Source organism: Caulobacter sp. SLTY (assembly GCF_009905535.1).
In the GTDB taxonomy this organism is placed as follows: Bacteria; Pseudomonadota; Alphaproteobacteria; order Caulobacterales; family Caulobacteraceae; genus Caulobacter.
Window position 1 is genome coordinate 1 of the sequence record NZ_JAAALA010000027.1, and the last position, 17330, is coordinate 17330.

Annotated in this window: 22 protein-coding genes and 1 pseudogene; 14 read left to right on the top strand and 9 right to left on the bottom strand. The window is 66.7% G+C overall.

The features are described 5' to 3' along the window. The 5 genes and pseudogenes from GVN21_RS14945 to GVN21_RS14965 all read left to right on the top strand — a co-directional run. A pseudogene (locus GVN21_RS14945) lies at positions 1-644 on the top strand (hypothetical protein); the annotation flags it as partial. A gap of 35 nt (positions 645-679) precedes the next feature. Continuing rightward, positions 680-3010 carry a ribonuclease R gene (gene rnr / locus GVN21_RS14950; RefSeq protein ID WP_166575562.1) on the top strand — a complete coding sequence of 777 codons (2331 nt, stop codon included), beginning with the start codon at positions 680-682 and terminating at the stop codon, positions 3008-3010. Further along, complete coding sequence (locus GVN21_RS14955) at positions 3007-4029, top strand: DUF4424 domain-containing protein (protein WP_166575563.1); 1023 nt, start codon at positions 3007-3009, stop codon at positions 4027-4029. The genes rnr and GVN21_RS14955 overlap by 4 nt, the downstream gene beginning before the upstream one ends. Before the next feature lie 175 nt (positions 4030-4204). Continuing rightward, positions 4205-4930 (top strand): NUDIX hydrolase, encoded by a 726-nt coding sequence (locus tag GVN21_RS14960; protein ID WP_166575564.1) that lies wholly within the window; start codon positions 4205-4207, stop codon positions 4928-4930. After that, positions 4927-5484, top strand: coding sequence for an NUDIX hydrolase (locus GVN21_RS14965; RefSeq protein ID WP_166575565.1), 558 nt, complete (start codon positions 4927-4929; stop codon positions 5482-5484). Before GVN21_RS14960 ends, GVN21_RS14965 begins: the two co-directional genes overlap by 4 nt. Before the next feature lie 2 nt (positions 5485-5486). Here GVN21_RS14965 and GVN21_RS14970 read toward each other — a convergent pair whose 3' ends face one another. Next, complete coding sequence (locus GVN21_RS14970) at positions 5487-6047, bottom strand: hypothetical protein (protein ID WP_166575566.1); 561 nt, start codon at positions 6045-6047, stop codon at positions 5487-5489. A gap of 98 nt (positions 6048-6145) precedes the next feature. On the opposite strand from GVN21_RS14970, the gene rpmG reads away from it, so the two are divergent. Further along, positions 6146-6313, top strand: a complete 168-nt coding sequence (gene rpmG / locus GVN21_RS14975; protein ID WP_018079812.1) for a 50S ribosomal protein L33 — start codon at positions 6146-6148, stop codon at positions 6311-6313. A gap of 101 nt (positions 6314-6414) precedes the next feature. On the opposite strand, the gene GVN21_RS14980 is transcribed toward rpmG, so the two are convergent. The 3 genes from GVN21_RS14980 to GVN21_RS14990 form a co-directional block, all read right to left on the bottom strand. Beyond that, positions 6415-6834, bottom strand: coding sequence for a hypothetical protein (locus GVN21_RS14980; protein ID WP_166575567.1), 420 nt, complete (start codon positions 6832-6834; stop codon positions 6415-6417). A 172-nt stretch (positions 6835-7006) separates the two neighbouring features. Next, a complete protein-coding gene (locus GVN21_RS14985; protein ID WP_166575568.1) occupies positions 7007-8371 on the bottom strand; it encodes a PleD family two-component system response regulator in 1365 nt (454 codons plus the stop codon). A gap of 4 nt (positions 8372-8375) precedes the next feature. Then, the gene (locus tag GVN21_RS14990; RefSeq protein WP_166575569.1) at positions 8376-8741 is read right to left on the bottom strand and encodes a response regulator; all 366 of its coding nucleotides are present in this window, start codon (positions 8739-8741) and stop codon (positions 8376-8378) included. Positions 8742-8851: 110 nt separating this feature from the next. Here GVN21_RS14990 and GVN21_RS14995 point away from each other — a divergent pair, with 110 nt between their 5' ends. Both GVN21_RS14995 and GVN21_RS15000 read left to right on the top strand, forming a co-directional pair. Then, a complete protein-coding gene (locus GVN21_RS14995; protein WP_240902963.1) occupies positions 8852-9505 on the top strand; it encodes a hypothetical protein in 654 nt (217 codons plus the stop codon). Between the two features lies 1 nt (position 9506). After that, positions 9507-9935, top strand: coding sequence for a DUF4279 domain-containing protein (locus tag GVN21_RS15000; RefSeq protein WP_166575570.1), 429 nt, complete (start codon positions 9507-9509; stop codon positions 9933-9935). On the opposite strand, the gene GVN21_RS15005 is transcribed toward GVN21_RS15000, so the two are convergent. Both GVN21_RS15005 and GVN21_RS15010 read right to left on the bottom strand, forming a co-directional pair. Then, positions 9887-10297 carry a hypothetical protein gene (locus tag GVN21_RS15005; protein WP_166575571.1) on the bottom strand — a complete coding sequence of 137 codons (411 nt, stop codon included), beginning with the start codon at positions 10295-10297 and terminating at the stop codon, positions 9887-9889. The genes GVN21_RS15000 and GVN21_RS15005 overlap by 49 nt on opposite strands. A 69-nt stretch (positions 10298-10366) precedes the next feature. Continuing rightward, on the bottom strand, positions 10367-11221 hold the full coding sequence (locus GVN21_RS15010; protein ID WP_166575572.1) for an NAD(P)-dependent oxidoreductase: 855 nt from the start codon (positions 11219-11221) through the stop codon (positions 10367-10369). A 91-nt stretch (positions 11222-11312) separates the two neighbouring features. Here GVN21_RS15010 and GVN21_RS15015 point away from each other — a divergent pair, with 91 nt between their 5' ends. From GVN21_RS15015 to GVN21_RS15025, 3 genes are all read left to right on the top strand, one after another. After that, positions 11313-12209, top strand: a complete 897-nt coding sequence (locus tag GVN21_RS15015) for a flagellar motor protein MotB (RefSeq protein WP_166575573.1) — start codon at positions 11313-11315, stop codon at positions 12207-12209. 88 nt (positions 12210-12297) lie between these two features. Next, complete coding sequence (locus GVN21_RS15020) at positions 12298-13140, top strand: arginyltransferase (protein ID WP_166575574.1); 843 nt, start codon at positions 12298-12300, stop codon at positions 13138-13140. Between the two features lie 80 nt (positions 13141-13220). Continuing rightward, positions 13221-13373: a hypothetical protein gene (locus tag GVN21_RS15025; protein ID WP_166575575.1), complete on the top strand. Its 153-nt coding sequence runs from the start codon at positions 13221-13223 to the stop codon at positions 13371-13373. A gap of 38 nt (positions 13374-13411) precedes the next feature. Here GVN21_RS15025 and GVN21_RS15030 read toward each other — a convergent pair whose 3' ends face one another. Next, positions 13412-13759 carry a PilZ domain-containing protein gene (locus GVN21_RS15030; protein WP_166575576.1) on the bottom strand — a complete coding sequence of 116 codons (348 nt, stop codon included), beginning with the start codon at positions 13757-13759 and terminating at the stop codon, positions 13412-13414. Between the two features lie 110 nt (positions 13760-13869). On the opposite strand from GVN21_RS15030, the gene GVN21_RS15035 reads away from it, so the two are divergent. Together GVN21_RS15035 and GVN21_RS15040 are read left to right on the top strand one after the other, a co-directional pair. After that, on the top strand, positions 13870-14082 hold the full coding sequence (locus GVN21_RS15035; RefSeq protein ID WP_166575577.1) for a hypothetical protein: 213 nt from the start codon (positions 13870-13872) through the stop codon (positions 14080-14082). Between the two features lie 104 nt (positions 14083-14186). After that, positions 14187-15239, top strand: a complete 1053-nt coding sequence (locus GVN21_RS15040) for a hypothetical protein (protein ID WP_166575578.1) — start codon at positions 14187-14189, stop codon at positions 15237-15239. On the opposite strand, the gene GVN21_RS15045 is transcribed toward GVN21_RS15040, so the two are convergent. Both GVN21_RS15045 and GVN21_RS15050 read right to left on the bottom strand, forming a co-directional pair. Then, on the bottom strand, positions 15212-15775 hold the full coding sequence (locus tag GVN21_RS15045) for an HNH endonuclease (protein WP_346764270.1): 564 nt from the start codon (positions 15773-15775) through the stop codon (positions 15212-15214). The two genes, GVN21_RS15040 and GVN21_RS15045, sit on opposite strands and share 28 nt — an antisense overlap. A 169-nt stretch (positions 15776-15944) precedes the next feature. Next, positions 15945-16235: a hypothetical protein gene (locus GVN21_RS15050; RefSeq protein ID WP_166575580.1), complete on the bottom strand. Its 291-nt coding sequence runs from the start codon at positions 16233-16235 to the stop codon at positions 15945-15947. A 459-nt stretch (positions 16236-16694) separates the two neighbouring features. Between GVN21_RS15050 and GVN21_RS15055 the strand changes: the two genes are divergently transcribed. After that, the gene (locus GVN21_RS15055) at positions 16695-17321 is read left to right on the top strand and encodes a TetR/AcrR family transcriptional regulator (protein ID WP_166575581.1); all 627 of its coding nucleotides are present in this window, start codon (positions 16695-16697) and stop codon (positions 17319-17321) included. Positions 17322-17330 lie beyond the last annotated feature (9 nt).

Below are 17330 nucleotides of genomic sequence, written 5' to 3' on the forward strand. Positions count from 1 at the left end.
CGCCTCCGCCGGCCGTCGCGCCACAGGCCGAGCAGTCGGAACTAGGCGACTACAAGCTCTACACCCTGCCCTTCCCGACCACGGTGGCGGCGCGCCAGACCAAGCAGCTGTTGATGATGAAGGCCGAGGGCGTGGCCTTCGACCGGGTCTATCGGTTCTCCACTTGGCCGGGTTCCAGCTTCTCGGCCGATGGCCGGCCGCTCGCGGTCGACCTGTTGATGCGGATGAAAAATAGCAAGGCGAGCGGGCTGGGCCTGCCCATCCCGGGCGGCAACGCCACCATCACCCAGGAAACGCCGAACGGCGCCCTGATCGCCGGCAGCTACAAATTCGAAAACAGCCCGGTGGGCTCGCCCTTCGACCTCACCCTGGCCAGTTCGCGGCAGGTGGAGGTGACGCCGGTGCTGGTCAGCGACGTGACCAAGGGCAAGCGGAACCGGGAGTTCACCTACGCCATCGAGGCGGTGAACCACACCGCCGCCCCGGCTGCCTTCGAGGTGAGGGTGATGCAGAGCTATCAGGTGTTCAAGATCACCAACGCGACGGTGAAGCCGGTCAGCCGCGATGGCGGGCGGGTGATGGCCGTGGTGCTGGCGCCGGGCGAGCGGCGGACGCTGCGTTACACGGTGCGGATCACGCAATAGGTGCGTGGCGGCGTCCGGCGGGTTATGCCAGGACAATGGCCAAGCCGAAGACTCCGAAAACCCCGAAAATTCCCCAGGGCCTGCCCGACAAGGACACCCTGATCGCCTTTCTGCGCGACGCCGGCGAGGCGGGGAAGGCCGACATCGCCCGGCATTTTGGGCTGAAGGGCGCCGACCGAAGGGCGCTGCGCGAGATGCTGCGCGAGCTGGAGGCGTCCGGGGCGCTGGGCAAGCGGGGGCGGCGCGGGTTCGCCGAGGCCGGGGCCCTGCCGCCGGTGGGCGTGGCCGAGGTGGTCGAGCGGGATGCGGACGGAGACCTCTATGTGCGCCTGACCAAGGGCGAGGACGCGCCGCTGGCCCGGCTGGCGCCGGATCGCCAGGAGAAGGCGGCGGGCGCGCCGGGGATGGGCGACAAACTGCTGGTCCGCTTCGAACGGCTGGAGACCGGGGAGATCGAGGCGCGGGTCATCAAGCGGCTGGGCCAGAGCTCGCACCGGGTGCTGGGCGTCGTGCGCAAGGCGCGGCGGGAGATTCGGGTGGAGCCGGTGGACCGCAAGAGCAAGGACAGCCTGGTGCTGCCCGAGTTCGAGGGGCGTGACCTGAAGGACGGCGACCTGGTGCTGGCCCAGCTGGTCCCCGGCGGCGGCGGGCGGTACGGGCCCAAGCAGGGCAAGCTGCTGGAGGTGGTCGGTCGCGAGGATGAGCCCAGGGCGGCTTCGCTGATCGCCATCCATGCGCACGGCATCCCGACGGGGTTCAGCGAGGCGGCGGAGGCAGAGGCCGAGGCGGCGAAGGAGCCGACCCTGAAAGGCCGCGAGGACCTGCGTGACCTGCCGCTGATCACCATCGACCCGGCGGACGCGCGGGACCACGACGACGCGGTGTTCGCCCATCCCGATCCGGACGCCAAGAACGAGGGCGGCTGGGTGGTCTGGGTCGCGATCGCCGATGTGGCCGCCTATGTGCGGCACGGCACGGCGCTGGACTCGGAGGCGCGCGACAAGGGCAACAGCACCTACTTCCCCGACCGGGTGGAGCCGATGCTGCCGGAGCGGCTGTCGGCGGGGCTGTGTTCCCTGCGCGAGGGCGAGAACCGGGCCTGCATGGCCGTGCGAATGGTGTTCGACGCCAGCGGGAAAAAGCGGTCCCACCGGTTCGTTCGCGGGCTGATGCGGTCGGCGGCGAAGCTCAGCTACGAGCAGGCGCAGGACGCCATCGACGGGCTGGCGGACGAGAAGACCGGCGCCCTGATGGACGGCATCCTGAAGCCGCTGTGGGCGGCCTATCATGTAATGCTGAAGGGCCGGCGGGCGCGCTCGCCCCTGGCCATCGAGAGCGACGAGCGGCGCATCCGGATCAGTCCCGACGGCCAGGTGGCGTCGATCGAGAAGCGGCGGAGCCTGGAGGCCCACCAGCTGATCGAGGAGATGATGGTGCAGGCCAACGTCTGCGCCGCCGAGACGCTGGAGCAGAAGCGGACGCCGCTGATCTATCGGATCCACGACACGCCCAGCATGGAGAAGGTGCAGTCGCTGGCCGAGTTCCTGGAGACGCTGGACATCCCCTGGAACAAGGGCGAGGCGCCGCGCACCGACCGGTTCAACAAGCTGCTGGCCGAGACCCGAGAGGGGCCGCACGCCGAGATCGTCAACGAGGTGGTGCTGCGCAGCCAGATGCAGGCCGTCTACAGCAGTGAGAATATTGGCCACTTCGGGCTGAACCTGGCCCGGTACGCCCACTTCACCAGCCCGATCCGGCGCTATGCCGACCTGATCGTCCACCGGGCGCTGATCCGGGCGCTGGGGCTGGGGGACGATGGCCTGACGGATGGCGACATCAGCCAGATCAAGGACACCGCCGAGCGGATCACCTTCGCCGAGCGGCGCAGCATGGCGGCCGAGCGGGACGCCACGGATCGCTACGTGGCGGCCTTCCTGTCCGACCGGGTCGGGGCCGAGTTCGCCGGGCGGATCACGGGGGTGACCCGGTTCGGGCTGTTCGTGCGGCTGGACGAGACGGGGGCCGACGGGCTGGTCCCGGTCTCGACCCTGGGCGAGGAGTATTTCGTGCATGACGAACGCATGCATGCCCTGGTCGGGGAGCGCACCGGCGCCCGCTGGCCGCTGGGGATGCGGGTCGAGGTTCGGCTGCGGGAGGCGACGCCGGTGACCGGCGGGCTGCTGTTCGAGATGCTGAGCGAGCCGCTGGCGGCCGATCCGAACGCCCAGAAGCCGCGACTTGGCGTGCGGCGCAAGTTCAGGGATGGTGGGGGCGGCGGCGGCCGGGGTGGACCGCCGCGCATGGGCGGACCGGGCAAGGCCCGGACGCCAGGAAAGCCCGGCAAGGGCGGGGGGAAACGGCGATGAAGCGACTGATTCTGGCGGCGGTTCTGGGCGGGCTCCTGACGGTCCCGGCCCTGGCCAACGATTCCACCGCCGAGTTGGCGGCCGGCGGGCTGATCCTGACGAAGACCGACAGCATCGAGATGCGGTCGGAGGATCTCTACATCAGCCAGGACGAGGTGCGGGTCAGCTATCGGTTCGTGAACACCAGCAGCGCGCCGGTGAGCACCGTGGTCGCCTTCCCGATGCCGGACATCGGCGGCGAGGGCTTCTTCGAGAGCGACAACGGCCTGCCGACCGATGATGCGACCAACCTGCTGGCCTTCCACACCGAGGTGGACGGCGTGCCGGTGAAGGCGCAGGTCGAGCAGAAGGCGTTCGTCAACGGCGTCGATCGCACCGCCTGGCTGACGGCGCGAGGCGTGCCGCTGGCGGCGCACCGGCCGGAGGCTTCGGCGGCCCTGGAGAAACTGAGCGACGCCGACAAGGCGGAGGCGACGAGGCTCGGGCTCGTCTGGCTCAATGAATATGACGCCGGCAAGGGTTGGGAGAAGCACCTGGAGCCGGCCTGGGTCTTGAAGACCACCTTCTACTGGACCCAGACCTTCCCGCCCGGGAAGGAGCTGCTGGTCGAGCATCGCTACAAGCCGGCGGTGGGTGGCAGCGTCGACACCATCGTGGGCATGTCGGCTCCGGACAACGCGGAGTTCCAGGCCTCCATCGACGCCGAGCGCAAGAAGTACTGCGTCGACGCCAGCTTCCTGGCCGCCATGAAGCGAGGGCAGGCCAAGGCCGAGGGGTCGATGAGCGGCTATACCGAGCGGCGCATCGCCTATGTGCTGAAGACCGGGGCCAACTGGGCCAAGCCGATCGGCGACTTCCGCCTGGTGGTCGACAAGGGGGCGGCGGAAAACCTGGTCAGCTTCTGCGCCAGCGGCGTGCGCAAGATCGGCCCGACGCGGTTCGAGGTGACCAAGAAGAACTACACCCCGACCAGCGACCTCGACATCCTGATCCTCGTGCCGATGCAGGTGAACGAGTAGGCTTCCCTGCGTCCTTCGACACGCCCGCTCGCGCGGGCTGCTCAGGATGACGAACCGGGGTGGGCGCTTCAAACTTCCACGTCATGCTGAGCAGCGGCCGCAGGCCGCGTGTCGAAGCACGCACCTTCCCCAACGACATACTTTCGCCGGCCGCTGGCGCTCCTAAACTGAGCGCATGGAAAAGCCGATCCTCGACCCCAACTACGACCCGCGCAGCGACGGGGCGATGCGCGAGGAGGGCAAGGCAGTCCGGCCGCGGCACGCGGCGACGCTGATTGTGGTGAGGCGGGATGCGAAGAAGCCGCGACTGTTGATGGGGCGGCGGGCCAAGGGTCATGCCTTCATGCCGTCCAAGTGGGTGTTTCCCGGCGGGCGCGTGGACCGGGGGGATTTCACCGCCCCGTCGGCCAGCGAGCTGAGCCCCGGCGTCGAGGCCAGATTGGCCCTGACCCTGCGCCACAAGTCGCCTGCCCTGCCCCGCGCCCTGGCCATGGCGGCGGTGCGGGAGACGTTCGAGGAGGTGGGGCTGCTGCTGGCCAAGCCGGCGCCGACGCGGCCGGGCGTTGGGCCCTGGCGCGAGTTTCTGGCCCAGGGGGCGGCGCCCGACCTCGCGCCCCTGCAGTTCGTGGCACGGGCAATCACGCCGCCCTATCGGCCGCGGAGGTTCGACGCGCGGTTCTTCATGGCCGACGCCGAGCATCTGGTCAGCCTGGATCGGCAGCCCGACTGCGGCGAGCTGGACGAGATCGCCTGGGTCGATCTGGACGAGGCGCTGGCGCTGGACCTGCCCAACATCACCCGCTTCGTGGTGGCCGAGATCGCCGAACGGCTGAAAGGCGCCGAGCGGCCGGCTCCCTTCATGCGCTTCCTGCAGGGCGCCCGGCGGCTGGACTACCTATGACTCCGGTCCGTCCCCGGCATGCGGCCAGCCTGATCCTGCTGCGCGGCGCCGGGCCGAAGGCTCAGGTGCTGATGGGCAAACGGCCGCGCAAGTCGCGGTTCGCGCCGGATGTGTTCGTATTTCCCGGCGGGGCGGTCGATCCGGTCGACCGGCTTGCCCCGCGGTCCCTCTCGCCGGTGTGCGCGCGGCTGACCCATGCGTCCGGGCGATTGGCAGGCGCCCTGGCGGCGGCGGCGGTGCGGGAGACGTTCGAGGAAACGGGCCTGAGCCTGCCCGACGAAGCCCCCCTGACCCTGGCCGCGCGGGCCATAACGCCGACCAACAGCCCGGTGCGGTTTCACGCCCGGTTCTTCAAAGCCGACGCGGCCGATGTGACCGGAATCCTGGCGGACAGCGACGAGCTGTCGGAGCTGGCGTTCCGGCCGCTGCCGGAGGCGCGCCAGTTGCCGCTGTTCGACATCACCGAGGCGATTCTCGACGCACTGATGGCGGGGGACCCGCCGTTCCTGTTCACCTATCGGTATGGGAGGGCGCGGCTGAAGACGCTGATCTGAGCCTAATCCGCCAGCGGCTTGGTCAGGTCGAATTCGACGCGGAAGAAGCGATTTTCGCGGCGCAGTTCGTAGGCGTAGGTCTTGCCGGGATGGACCTCGACGGCCCAGACGTTGGTCACCGAAGCCGGGTTGCCCTTTTCCTTGAACAGGGTCTTGGAGAAGGCGTCGGCGGGAAATTCCTGGCGAAAGGCGCTGCCGAAGGTGACCGAGTCGCCGCCGTATTGGGACAGGGCATCCTCGGTTCCGTCCTTATGACGATGGTCGTGCTTGAGGCGCAGGCGGGCCATTTCGATTCGGCTGATCACCCAGGTGCGAGAGCGGTCTTCGCCGACGGCGAAGGGAATGCGGATTTCCTTATCGGTGCAAACGGCCACCTTCATCACAAGGCGCTTGCCTTCGAAATCCTTGTCCAACGGGTCAGTGGTCACCACCTTGCCCTCGAAGGCCTTGCCGCACAGGGTGGTCAGCTGGGCAAAGAACTGGTCCGCAGGGACGGGTTGGGCCGCGCCCGCGGAGCTGACGGCGAAGGCGGCGAGGGCCGCGATGGTGAGGAGATGCTTCATCCCGCCAGCCTATGCGCCACAGCCGTTGACTTCCAGCGATCCCTGAGTATGTTCCGCGCCTCGCGAGAATTCGGCCCTGCGGCCATGAGGATATTGCTATGGCCAAACCGGCTTCCATCAAGATCCGCCTGAACTCCACGGCGGACACCGGCTTCTTCTACGTCACCAAGAAGAACGCCCGCACCAAGACCGAAAAGATGGTCCTGAAGAAGTACGACCCGGTCGTGCGCAAGCACGTCGAGTTCAAGGAAGGCAAGATCAAGTAGGCTTCGCCGCCTGTTTGACGACCCGAACGCCCGGCCTTACCGCCGGGCGTTTTGCTGTGCGGGATCCTGTTCAGAGCAAGGGTCGGATACGGAAGGGCCGGTTAGAACCAGCCCTTCTTTTTCTCTTTCGGCGGGCGGGTGCCGATGAAGGGGCGCTTGGTGGTCGGCAGGCTGAGGACAAGGCCGAGCGCCGCCAGGATGATCAGCCCGGTCATGCCGATAGTCATGATCGTCAGATGCGGGGCGTCAGCCTCCAGTGGAACGTTGTCGAGATGGCGGAAGGTCGAGCTCCACAGGACGACCAGCATGGCGCCCCAGGCAGCGCTCAGCGCCCGGGCGCGGGTGCTGGTGGTCTCCCGCAGCACCAGGAGGCCCGCGATCCCGAGCCCCACCGCGATGACAATGTCATCGATCCAGTAAGGCCAGGCAGCCCTTCCGGTGTATTGCCGCGCCACAACCTGCAGGATGCCAAGCGGCGCCAGGCCCAGGGCCAACCAAGCGGAATGGGTTCGACTTTCCATACAGCTTCCTCAAACCCTGTTCGCCCAGGTAAGAGCGACTCTCAAACAGCCTCGCAAGTCATAAACGACGTAAGCGCGAAATACAGTCGTCCTTGCTCGATTTGGGTTGAAAAGATTTTCGGACAATCTGCCTTCCGGCGTCGCCTCGACACCGGTTACCGACACTAAGACATTAGGCCGCGCGGGCGACAACCCTGTTGCGGCCGGCGTGCTTGGCTTCGTAGACGGCGCCGTCGGCGCGCTTCAGCAGGGTCTCGGGCGTGTCGAGATCGGTCACCGTGCTGGCCACCCCGATAGAAATGGTGACGGTCAGCAGTTCGGTCCCGCCGGCCACCCGGAAGGGCGAGCCGGCCACATGCAGGCGGATCCGTTCGGCGATCCGCTCGGCGTCGGCCAAGCGCGTGTCGGGCATGATCACCGTGAACTCCTCGCCACCGTAGCGGCAGGGCAGATCGATCGCCCGGACATTGGTGGCCAGCCGCACGGCGAACTCGCGCAGCACTTCGTCGCCCACATCGTGGCCGAAGCTGTCGTTGATCTTCTTGAAGTGGTCGATGTCGATCATCAGGGCGGCGACCGGATCACCCCCCATGGCCGCCCGCTTCACCAGGGCATTGAGCTGCCCTTCCATGTAGCGGCGGTTGTGCAGGCCGGTCAGCTGGTCGGTGACCGCCAGCTCCAGCGAGTGGTCGAGGTTCTGGCGCAGGAAGTCGGTGTAGCGCTTGCGCTTGATCTGGGTGCGGGCGCGGGCCGACAGCTCCTGTGGATCGATGGGGCGAGAAAGGATGTCGTTGACGCCGATCTCCAGGGCCTTGACCAAGCGCGGCCGATCATCGGGATCGACAACGATCAGAACCGGCAGGTTGCGGCTGGTCTCGTCAGACCGCAGGGCGGCGCAGAAGCGCAGACCGTCGAAGCCCCTCGCCGCCGCATTGACGATGACCATGTCGACCGGACCACGGGCCGTTGCCAGCGCCTTGTCATAGTCGCTTTCGACCACCGGGCGATGCTCGATGGCCAGTTCGGTGGCGATCCGCTGCGACTGGCGCTCATTGTCGTCGACGATCAGGATCCGGCCGCCGGAACCGCCCAGGCGCGAGGCCGCGCCCGCGATGACCCCCATGCGGCGGCCAGATTCCTCGCGCTGGCGCAGTTCGTCGATGACCAGCTTGAGGCGGGTCAGGCTGCGGACCCGCGCGAACAGCATGACGTCGTCAATCGGCTTGGTCAGGAACTCGTCGGCGCCCGCCTCCAACCCCTCGATTCGGTCGGAGCGGCCATCCAGAGCGGTAACCAGCACCACGGGGATGTGGCGGGTCTCCGGATCTTCCTTCAGACGCTTGCAGACCTGGAAGCCGTCCATGCCCGGCATCATGACGTCGAGCAGGACGATGTCGGGCTTTTCGGCGGCGGCGATGGCCAGGGCCGTGGGACCGTCGCAGGCGGTCAGCACCTCGTAGTACTCGGCCGTCAGCTTCGCCTCGAGGAGGCGGACGTTGGCTTCGATGTCGTCGACTACAAGAATGCGCGCACTCATCGCCCTACCCCAGGAAGCGGCGGATGGTGTCCAGGAAGTGGGACACCGAAATCGGTTTGGAGATGTAGGCCTCGCAGCCGCCTTCGCGAATGCGTTCCTCGTCGCCCTTCATGGCGAACGCGGTCACCGCGACCACGGGGATGTGGGCCAGGTCGTCGTCTTCCTTCAGCCACTTGGTCACCTCGAGCCCGGAAATCTCCGGCAGCTGGATGTCCATTAGAATCAGGTCGGGACGATGTTCGCGGGCCAGGGACAGAGCCGACAGTCCCTCGCGCGTCTGAAGGGTTTCATACCCTTGCGCGTCGAGAAGGTCGTGGAAGAGCTTCATATTGAGCTCGTTATCCTCGACGATGAGGACCTTCTTCGCCATCAAGCGTTGGAACCCCGGTACGGATTGGCTGGATACAGACTCGGGTTGAGCCGATTTCCTTGCAGCCAGATGCCACGAATATCCTTAAGCCTGAGCTAATCGTGACAACGCTGAAAACCCTGACCCCCGCTGAGGCCGCCCTGGCCGTCCCTGTCCACCCGGACCGGCCGCTGCTGATCGTCGATGTCGACGAGGTGCTGGCCCACTTCATGCGGGGGTTCGAGACCTTCGTGGCCCGCCATGGGTTCGAGATGCGGATCGACCGCTTCGCCCTGTTCCAGAACATCTACCGGGCCGGTGAGAATGACAGCATCGACATGGCCACCGGCAAGCAGCTGTTCGACGACTTTTTCGAGCACGGGGCCGACGACCTGCAGCCGGTCGACGGCGCGGCGGCGGCCCTGGCGCGTCTGGCGGGCGAGATGAGCGTCGTGATCCTGACGAACGCGCCGGACCACGGGCGGAGCGCAAGAATGGGCTGGCTGGAGACGCACGGGCTGCACTATCCGATGATCATCAATTCGGGCCTCAAGGGGCCGGTGGTGCGGGATCTGGCGGCGCGGACCGGCAGAGCGGTCGGCTTCATCGACGACCTGCTGCCCAATCTCGAATCGGTGGCGGAGGATGCGCCGGACGTCGTCCGGTTCCAGATGATCGCCGACGACCGGCTGCGGCCCTACGCCCCGACCGCGCCCGAGCGGCACCTGTGGGCGGACGACTGGGCGGCGATGGAGCCCCTCATCCAGCGTCGGCTGCTGGGCTGACATGGGACCGGTCGGCACGACGGTTGCGACGCTTCGCTTCTACGGCGACGACCTGGAGCCCGACGAGATCACCCGCCTGCTCGGGGCGCCGCCGACTCACTGGGCGCGGGTCGGAGACGAGGTCAGCAGCGGTCGGGTCGCCACACAAGGCAGCTGGCGACTGCAGGCGCCGAGTCGTTCGCCGGAGGACCTGGACGAGCAGATCGCCGACCTGTTCTCGTCCCTGACCGCCGAGCCGGCGGTGTGGCGCGAGCTGACAGGGCGGTATCGGGCCGACGTCTTCTGCGGCCTGTTCCTCAACGGTCCGAACGAGGGCGTCTCAATCAGTCCGGCAACCAGCCGGCTGCTGGCGGATAGATATCTGCCGCTGGGACTGGATATCTATGGTGCAACAAAGCCGGAAGACGAGGACGAGGACGAGGAGGGCTGATCCGGATCGGTCGCCGGTTCGATCTCCTCTCCAACATCCGTCAAGCGTATCGGGATCGTGATCCACCGACCGGCGACCACCTCGCCGGACTTCGAGATTGGGGCGACCTGAAAGTATCCGGCCAGCTTCAAGGCGCCTGCCTCATACTCCGTCATCCGGCCGTCGGCCTGAAAAAGGCAGCGCTCCATTCGCCCCGCCGCGTTCACTTGGCAAAACAGAATGAACTTGCCGAGCGGAGGGTGATGCCGCCTGCCAAGCAAAACGGCGGCCTGATCGCCGGACGGCTTCCCGATAAACTCGACCTCTCCGGCGCTGAGCAGCGGCGACTGGCAGAGTGTCCAAACCAGGATGCCAAGAGCCATAATGCCCCCCAATAAGGATCACAATTGTAATCCAAAAGGACTCCTGCCTCAAGGCTGAGTGTCGGGGCCTTACCCCTTCAGCCGCGCCACCAGGCTGGACGTATCCCACCGGTTCCCGCCCAGCGCCTGAACCTCGGCATAGTAACCATCGACGAGCTTCGTCATGTCCAGCCGCGCGCCCTTGTCGGCCGCCTCGTCGAGCACCAGGCCCAGGTCCTTGCGCATCCAGTCGACCGCGAAGCCGAAGTCGAACTTCCCCTGCACCATCGTGGCCCAGCGGTTTTCCATCTGCCACGACTGGGCCGCGCCCTTGCTGATCGCCTCGAACACCGCGGTCGGATCGACGCCGGCGCGGTCGCAGAAATGCACCGCCTCGGCCAGACCCTGGACGACACCCGCAATGCAGATCTGATTGGCCATCTTGGCCAGCTGGCCGTGGCCGGGGCCACCGATGCGCTTGATGGCCTTGGCATAGGCGCCGATCACCGGTTCGGCGCGTGCGAGGGCGGCCTCGTCCCCGCCGACCATGATGGTCAGCTGGCCATTCTCCGCCCCTGCCTGGCCGCCGCTGACCGGGGCGTCGAGGAAGGCCCGACCAGATGCGGCGGCCAATTCGGCCATCTCCGCCGCCAGCTTGGCCGAGGTGGTGGTGTGATCGACGATGATCCCATCCGCCGCCATGGCCGGCAGGATGTCGGCCACCACGCCATGCACATCCGTGTCGTTGCCGACGCAGAGGGCGACCAGTTCGGCGCGCTCCACGGTGGCGGCGGGCGTGTCCCCTGCCCTTCCGCCATGGGTCTCGACCCAGCGGCGGGCCTTGTCAGGCGAGCGGTTGAAGACACTGACCTCATGGCCGGCGCGGGCCAAGTGGCCGGCCATCGGAAAGCCCATGACGCCCAGGCCGATGAAGGCGACTTTCATGATGTGACGCGACTCCTGCCGAACAAAGGAAACGTCATCTTAACGCGCCCCGGCGAGGTTGCGGAAACTACGGTTAAGCGGGGCTTGCAGCATGGCGATCGGGGGCGACCGGCCGATCCTGATCAAGAAGGTGAAGAAGGTCTCGGGCGGCGGCCACCACGGCGGCGCCTGGAAGGTGGCCTATGCCGACTTCGTCACCGCCATGATGGCCTTCTTCCTGCTGATGTGGCTGATCAACACGACCAGCCCGGACCAGCAGCGCGGCATCGCCAACTATTTCGCCCCGGCGTCCGTGTCCGAGACGACCAGCGGTTCCGGCGGCATCCTGGGCGGCACGGCGCTGGGCAAGGACGGCGCCCAGTCCAGCGGCTCGATGGACGTGGTCCAGGACCAGAACCCGGAAGCCAAGCCGACCGACAAGAACGAAAGCGAGACCGGCGCCAGCAGCCTGGAGGACGCCAGCGAGGACGCGCTGCGCAAGGAAATCCAGAAGCGCGAGAACGACGCCTTCGCCTCCGCCGCCATGAGCCTGCGCCAGTCGCTGCAGGAGATGCCCGAGCTGGCCGAGCTGTCGAAACAGATCATCATCGACCAGACGCCCGAGGGCCTGCGCATCCAGCTGGTCGACGAGGACGGCCGCTCGATGTTCAAGGAGGGGCTGGCCGCCCCCAACGACCGGGCGCGCATCCTGCTGCGGGCGGTGGCCAAGATCGTCGACCGCCTGCCCAATCGGATCACCATCTCCGGCCACACCAGCGCCAACGCCGACGGCAGTCGATCGCCCGGCGACTGGTCGCTGTCAGCGGCCCGCGCCGACCAGGCCCGTCAAATCCTGCAGGGCGCCGGGGTCGGCGCCGACCGTATCTATCAGGTCAGCGGCAAGGCCAATTCCGATCCGCTGTACGCGGACGACCCGCTGCATGCCGGCAACCGCCGCATCTCGATCATCCTGTTGCGCGAAGCACCCGTTCTGCCGCCGGACCAATGATGCGACGCCAGAGCCCCTTGCGCAGCTTCCTCCGTTGGCCCCTAATCCGGGCAGGGGCGAGAGCGCCGAAGGGTGGGCGAGTAGTAGCGTGACGCAGCATTTTCCAACTTCGGGAAGGATGCGGTTCTTTCTGACCGCGGCGTCGCCGTGCCCTTATCTCCCCGGCCGCGAGGAGCGGAAGGTGTTCGCCCACCTGCCCCAGGCCGACGGGGCGGCCATCAACGACAGCCTGACCCAGAGCGGCTTCCGCCGCAGCCAGAACATCGCCTATCGCCCGGCCTGCGAGGCCTGCGCCAGCTGCACCTCGGCCCGGATTCCGGTGAAGGACTATCTGTTCAGCCGGTCAGAGCGGAAGGTGCTTTCGCGAAACAACGACCTGCGCCGCCATGTGGTCGAGGCCGAGGCGACGACCGAACAGTTCGACCTGCTGCGCCGCTACCTGCTGACCCGACACGCCGACGGCGGCATGGCCGAGATGACTTGGCCCGACTATGTGGCCATGGTCGAGGACACCACCGTCAGAACCCATATCGTCGAGTATCGCACCCGTTCGGTGGACCGGGGGCCGGGCGACCTTGTCGCCTGCGTGCTGATCGACGTGATGGGGGATGGGCTGAGCCTGGTCTACAGCTTCTACGACCCCAGCGCGGTCATGAAGCGGCGCAGCCTGGGCGCCTTCATCGTCCTGGACAACCTGATCCAGGCGGCGATGAACGAGTTGCCGCACGTCTACCTGGGCTACTGGGTGCCGGGCAGCGAGAAGATGACCTACAAGGTCCGCTTCTCCCCCCTCGAAATCCTTCGCCCGAGCGGCTGGGGCCTGATCTCCGCCAAGGAAATCGCCCGCGCAGAGGCCATCCTGGAAGCCAACCGCGCTGCTCGGGGTCCTGACCAGCCGAAGCTTGGTCGTAAGGAACCACAGCGTCCCTGAAGTCAGCGGAGAACCGAATCCGTCCGACGCCGAAGGAACCTCGCCGTTGCTGACAGGTTGCCCTCACACAAGGAGAGCCCATGTCCGATCCCGGCCCCGATTTCGAACCGACCCCCGGCCCCGCGCCGGCTACTGATCCCGTTCCGCCTGCTGTCGATCCCGATCTGCCGACCGAGCCCGGTCCCGCCCCGGCAACCGATCCCATGCTGCCGCCGGCCGTCCTCGAGGGCTGAGTCAGAGCGTCTTCGGGTCTGGTGTACCGGGACAGGCCCTAACGGGCGGCCATGTGCGTCCACACCCGGCGCAGGGCCAGGAGGGACCTCTCGGTCACATCCTTCAGGTCGTGCCGGTCACCCAGCTCAAGACCGACCTTGTTGCCTCGCCGCCAGATTACCCTGGCGTCCCAGGCAACGCCGTCTCGAACCTGAAGCAGATGGAGTTCATTCGGAATCAGGTGCGGCGAGGTGGTCTCGACCAGCGCCCCGCTCGCACTAAGGTTTCGAATGACACAGTCGATCGTCAGGCTGGCCTCTTCGGTGGCCAGCTTGCCTGCCAGCAAGGCGCGATGACGCGGAACGCGGCGTTTTTCGACAGGTCCGGGGATCGCGGCGGCTGACATGTCGAAAACCTAACCGACAGGCCTTGCCAAGCCATTGATACAGGAAGGGATCGTGGACCCGTCCGCGATATGGGCATAACAATGTTCGTCGACTCTGAGGGGAGGACGGGGTGTTCGATCGGTTCCGGCAAGGGCGGGAGGATTTCGAGCGCGATGTGCTTGAGGAAATCGCCTACCTGCGCGCCATGCATGGCGAAAAGGCCTATGACGTCGCCCTTGAACGCGCCGCCCGCCCTCGCCTGCGCGCCACACGGCGGAAGGTGATTGAAGCCGCGGCTAAACGTCTGGCCCCCGACAGGCGGGACATTAAGTCTCGTTCATGATTGCCCGATCCGGGGATTCTTTGCGGTTCTGAAATGTTTGACGGCCGCGCAGGGTGTAGCGCGGCAATATGTCACTGGGCGTCAATTTCAATGGTGGAACACGGGTGCTTGAGGGCCTCGGACCAGCATTGGCCGCATCGCCCGACATCCTCTTGCACCGGCTGGACCCGGTACACGAGGCCGCCCATCTGGTGCGATTGAACGAGGCCGCCTATGCGCAGGCCGCCTTTCTCGACGACAGCATCATGGGTCCCCAAACGCCGGGTCTCTGGGCCCGGCTGGACGAGATCGCCGGCCTTACCGGCGGCCTGCCGGAGCGCTGCGACTTCATTTTCCACATCGGCCACGTCGGCTCGACCTTGATGTCCCGGCTGCTAGGGGCGTTTCCTGGGGTGCTCAGCCTGCGAGAGCCGATGCCCCTGCCATTGCTGGCTCAGCTTCACGGCCATCTGAACCGACCAGAAAGCCTTTGGTCGGCCGAGCGGTTCGAAGCCGTGCTCAGCCTCTGCCTCAAACTCTGGTCGCGCACCTATCGGCCCGGTCAGCTTCCCCTGATCAAGGCCACCAGCTGGGCCGGCGAGATGGCGCCCGCGCTGCTTTCCCGCTCCAGCCGCCCTCGCGCGCTGATGATGACCGTCACGCCAGAGGCCTATCTCGCCGGCGTACTGGTCAGCCCTCCGGCCACCGGCGATGTCCGGGTCTCCGCCACCACCGCCCTCGCCCGCCTCCACCGCCGACTGGGCGCGGAGCCGTTCACACTGCATCGTATGTCGCTGGGCGAGCGGACCGCCATGGTCTGGGCCTGCGAGATGCTGGCCCTTAAGGCCGCGGCCGACGAGCACCCCGGCCAGGTCCACTGGATCGACTTCGACACCTTCCTGGCGGCCCCCGAGCCTGGCCTGACATCGGCCCTGACTCACCTAGGCCAGCCGGCCGACCCCGCGGCCGTCCGTATGGTGGTGCAAGGCCCCCTGATGAGCCGCTACGCCAAGGGCGGTCACCCCTTCGACGCCACCAAGCGCCGCCAGCTGCTCAACAGCTCGCGCCAGTCGAACCATGCGGAAATCATCAAGGGTCTGGCCTGGCTCGAAGACGCCGCCGGACGTTTCCACGCCATAGCGGCGCTGGCTCAGGCCTCCAGCTCGATGTCCCAGTAGAGGTAGTCGAGCCAGCTTTCATGCAGATGGCCGGGCGGGAATTTTCGCCCACGGTCCTGCAGCTCATGCATCGACGGCCGGCGCGGCGCCCTCCTGGGATGCATATGCGCCTCGCGCGGCGTCCGCCCGCCCTTGGCCAGGTTACAGGGCGCGCAGGCCGTGACGATATTTTCCCAGGTCGTCCTCCCGCCTCGCGAACGCGGCAGCACATGGTCGAACGTCAGGTCGTCCGTCGAGGGGCAGTACTGGCAGGTGAACCCGTCCCGCAGGAACAGGTTGAACCGCGTGAAGGCCGGCGGCCGATCCTGGGAAACGTATTGCTTGAGCGACACCACGCTCGGCAGCCGCATCTCGAACGAAGGGCTGCGGATCACCTGGTCATAGGTGGAAATGACATCGACGCGGTCGAGGAACACCGCTTTGATCACGTCCTGCCAGGGCCAGACGGACAGCGGATAATAGCTGAGCGGCCGATAGTCGGCATTCAGCACCAGGGCGGGCCAGCCATTGGGCGCGTGCGTGACGACCTGCATCACAGGACCCCTCCGTAACAGAGGGCCGGCATCTTGGAGTACGCAATCGGACTGAAGACCCGCCTGCCTTTCCGCCAATTTCGAGAATCGCCAACATCCCCGAGAGCCCTGGGAAAATGACCTAAATCGACGACAGGTCCAAGACGCCGCCGCGAACCGGCGTGAAAACCCTCTAGCGAGGCGCGCCCGTCCTGCCCCGCCGGATCAGCCGGGCGACCAACAGCTGGAGGCCGACGATCGCCGCCGCCGCCGCGGCCCGGATCGCCGCCGAGAGCATGAAGGCCCCGACATCGCTTTCGCCCCGCATGGCGAACAGCATGCCGGTGACCGCCAAAGCCGACCCCACCACGATCGCCGCGCCAAGCAGCATCGACGGTCGCCAACGGGTCAACGCCAGACCGATCGTGACCAGGCCCCACAGAACCGGGTCCAGCAGACAGGCCAGAAAAACGTATGGAAGCATCGCGCCCTCCCCCCTTTTTCCGTGATCCTCGGCGGGTCCGTGGGCGCGGGTCAACAGGCGCACAAAGGAAAAGGGACGCTCGAAAGCGTCCCTGAAGTCTCTGTGCTGGATCGAGAAACTGTTCCCGGGCGTTGGCGACCTGAGGGATCAGGCCGCCGCCCGGCTCGCTCTAAACGCCGACGAACGCCATACCGCCCGCCAGGACCAGACCCAGGCCCACGAGGAAGACGGAAACCGAACGGTCGAACAGGCGCTCGAAAGCGACGAGGTTGGAAACTTGCATGACACACACCTTTTGAGTTTGGCCCCGACAGTGCGGGAGCCCCCTTGTCATCCCCACTTGGCCCGGGGAGGGGCTTCGGTGAGGTTGTCCGATCTGGACAGTGCTCAGATAGGCTCCCATCTAAGCGCTGTCAAGATGATCTTTACGTCGTTCGGATGAAAGTTTATACAGGTCAAATGAGCACCGCTGCTGTTGCCGATACCCGCCCCTACCACCACGGCGATCTTCGCCGCGCCCTGGTCGACGCCGCCATCCGGATCCTGGAGCGGGAAGGGCCTGGGGCCCTCAGCCTGCGGGCCGTGGCGCGGGAGGCCGGGGTCAGTCCGGCTGCGCCCTATCACCACTTCAAGGACAAGGGCGAACTGCTCGACGCCGTGGCTCACGTGGGCTGGGAAGCGCTTGGCGTGGCGATGACCGACGCCAAGGCGCGCTCGTCCGCCGAGATGGGCAGCATGCTGACCGAGATCGGCGTGTCCTACGTGCAGTTTTCGCAGGACCACCCCGCCCTCTACCGGGTGATGTACGACTGCTCGCGCGACAAGGACATGCTGCCCGAAGGCATCCAGGACAAGGAAGACAGCGCCTACTGCCTGGTCCGCGGCGCATTCAAGCAGGTGGCCGGCGACGAGGTCGCGGACATGGATGTCGAACTGGCCACCATCGCCGCCTGGTGCGCCGGCCATGGCCTGGCCGAGATGAGCATGTTCAAGCAGTTCGCCCCCCTCAAAGAGGCGTTCGGAGGCGAAGAGGGCTTCCTGCGGGCCGTGCTCAGCCATCTCGGCATGTTCAACCGGAAGACCTGAGGGAACGCA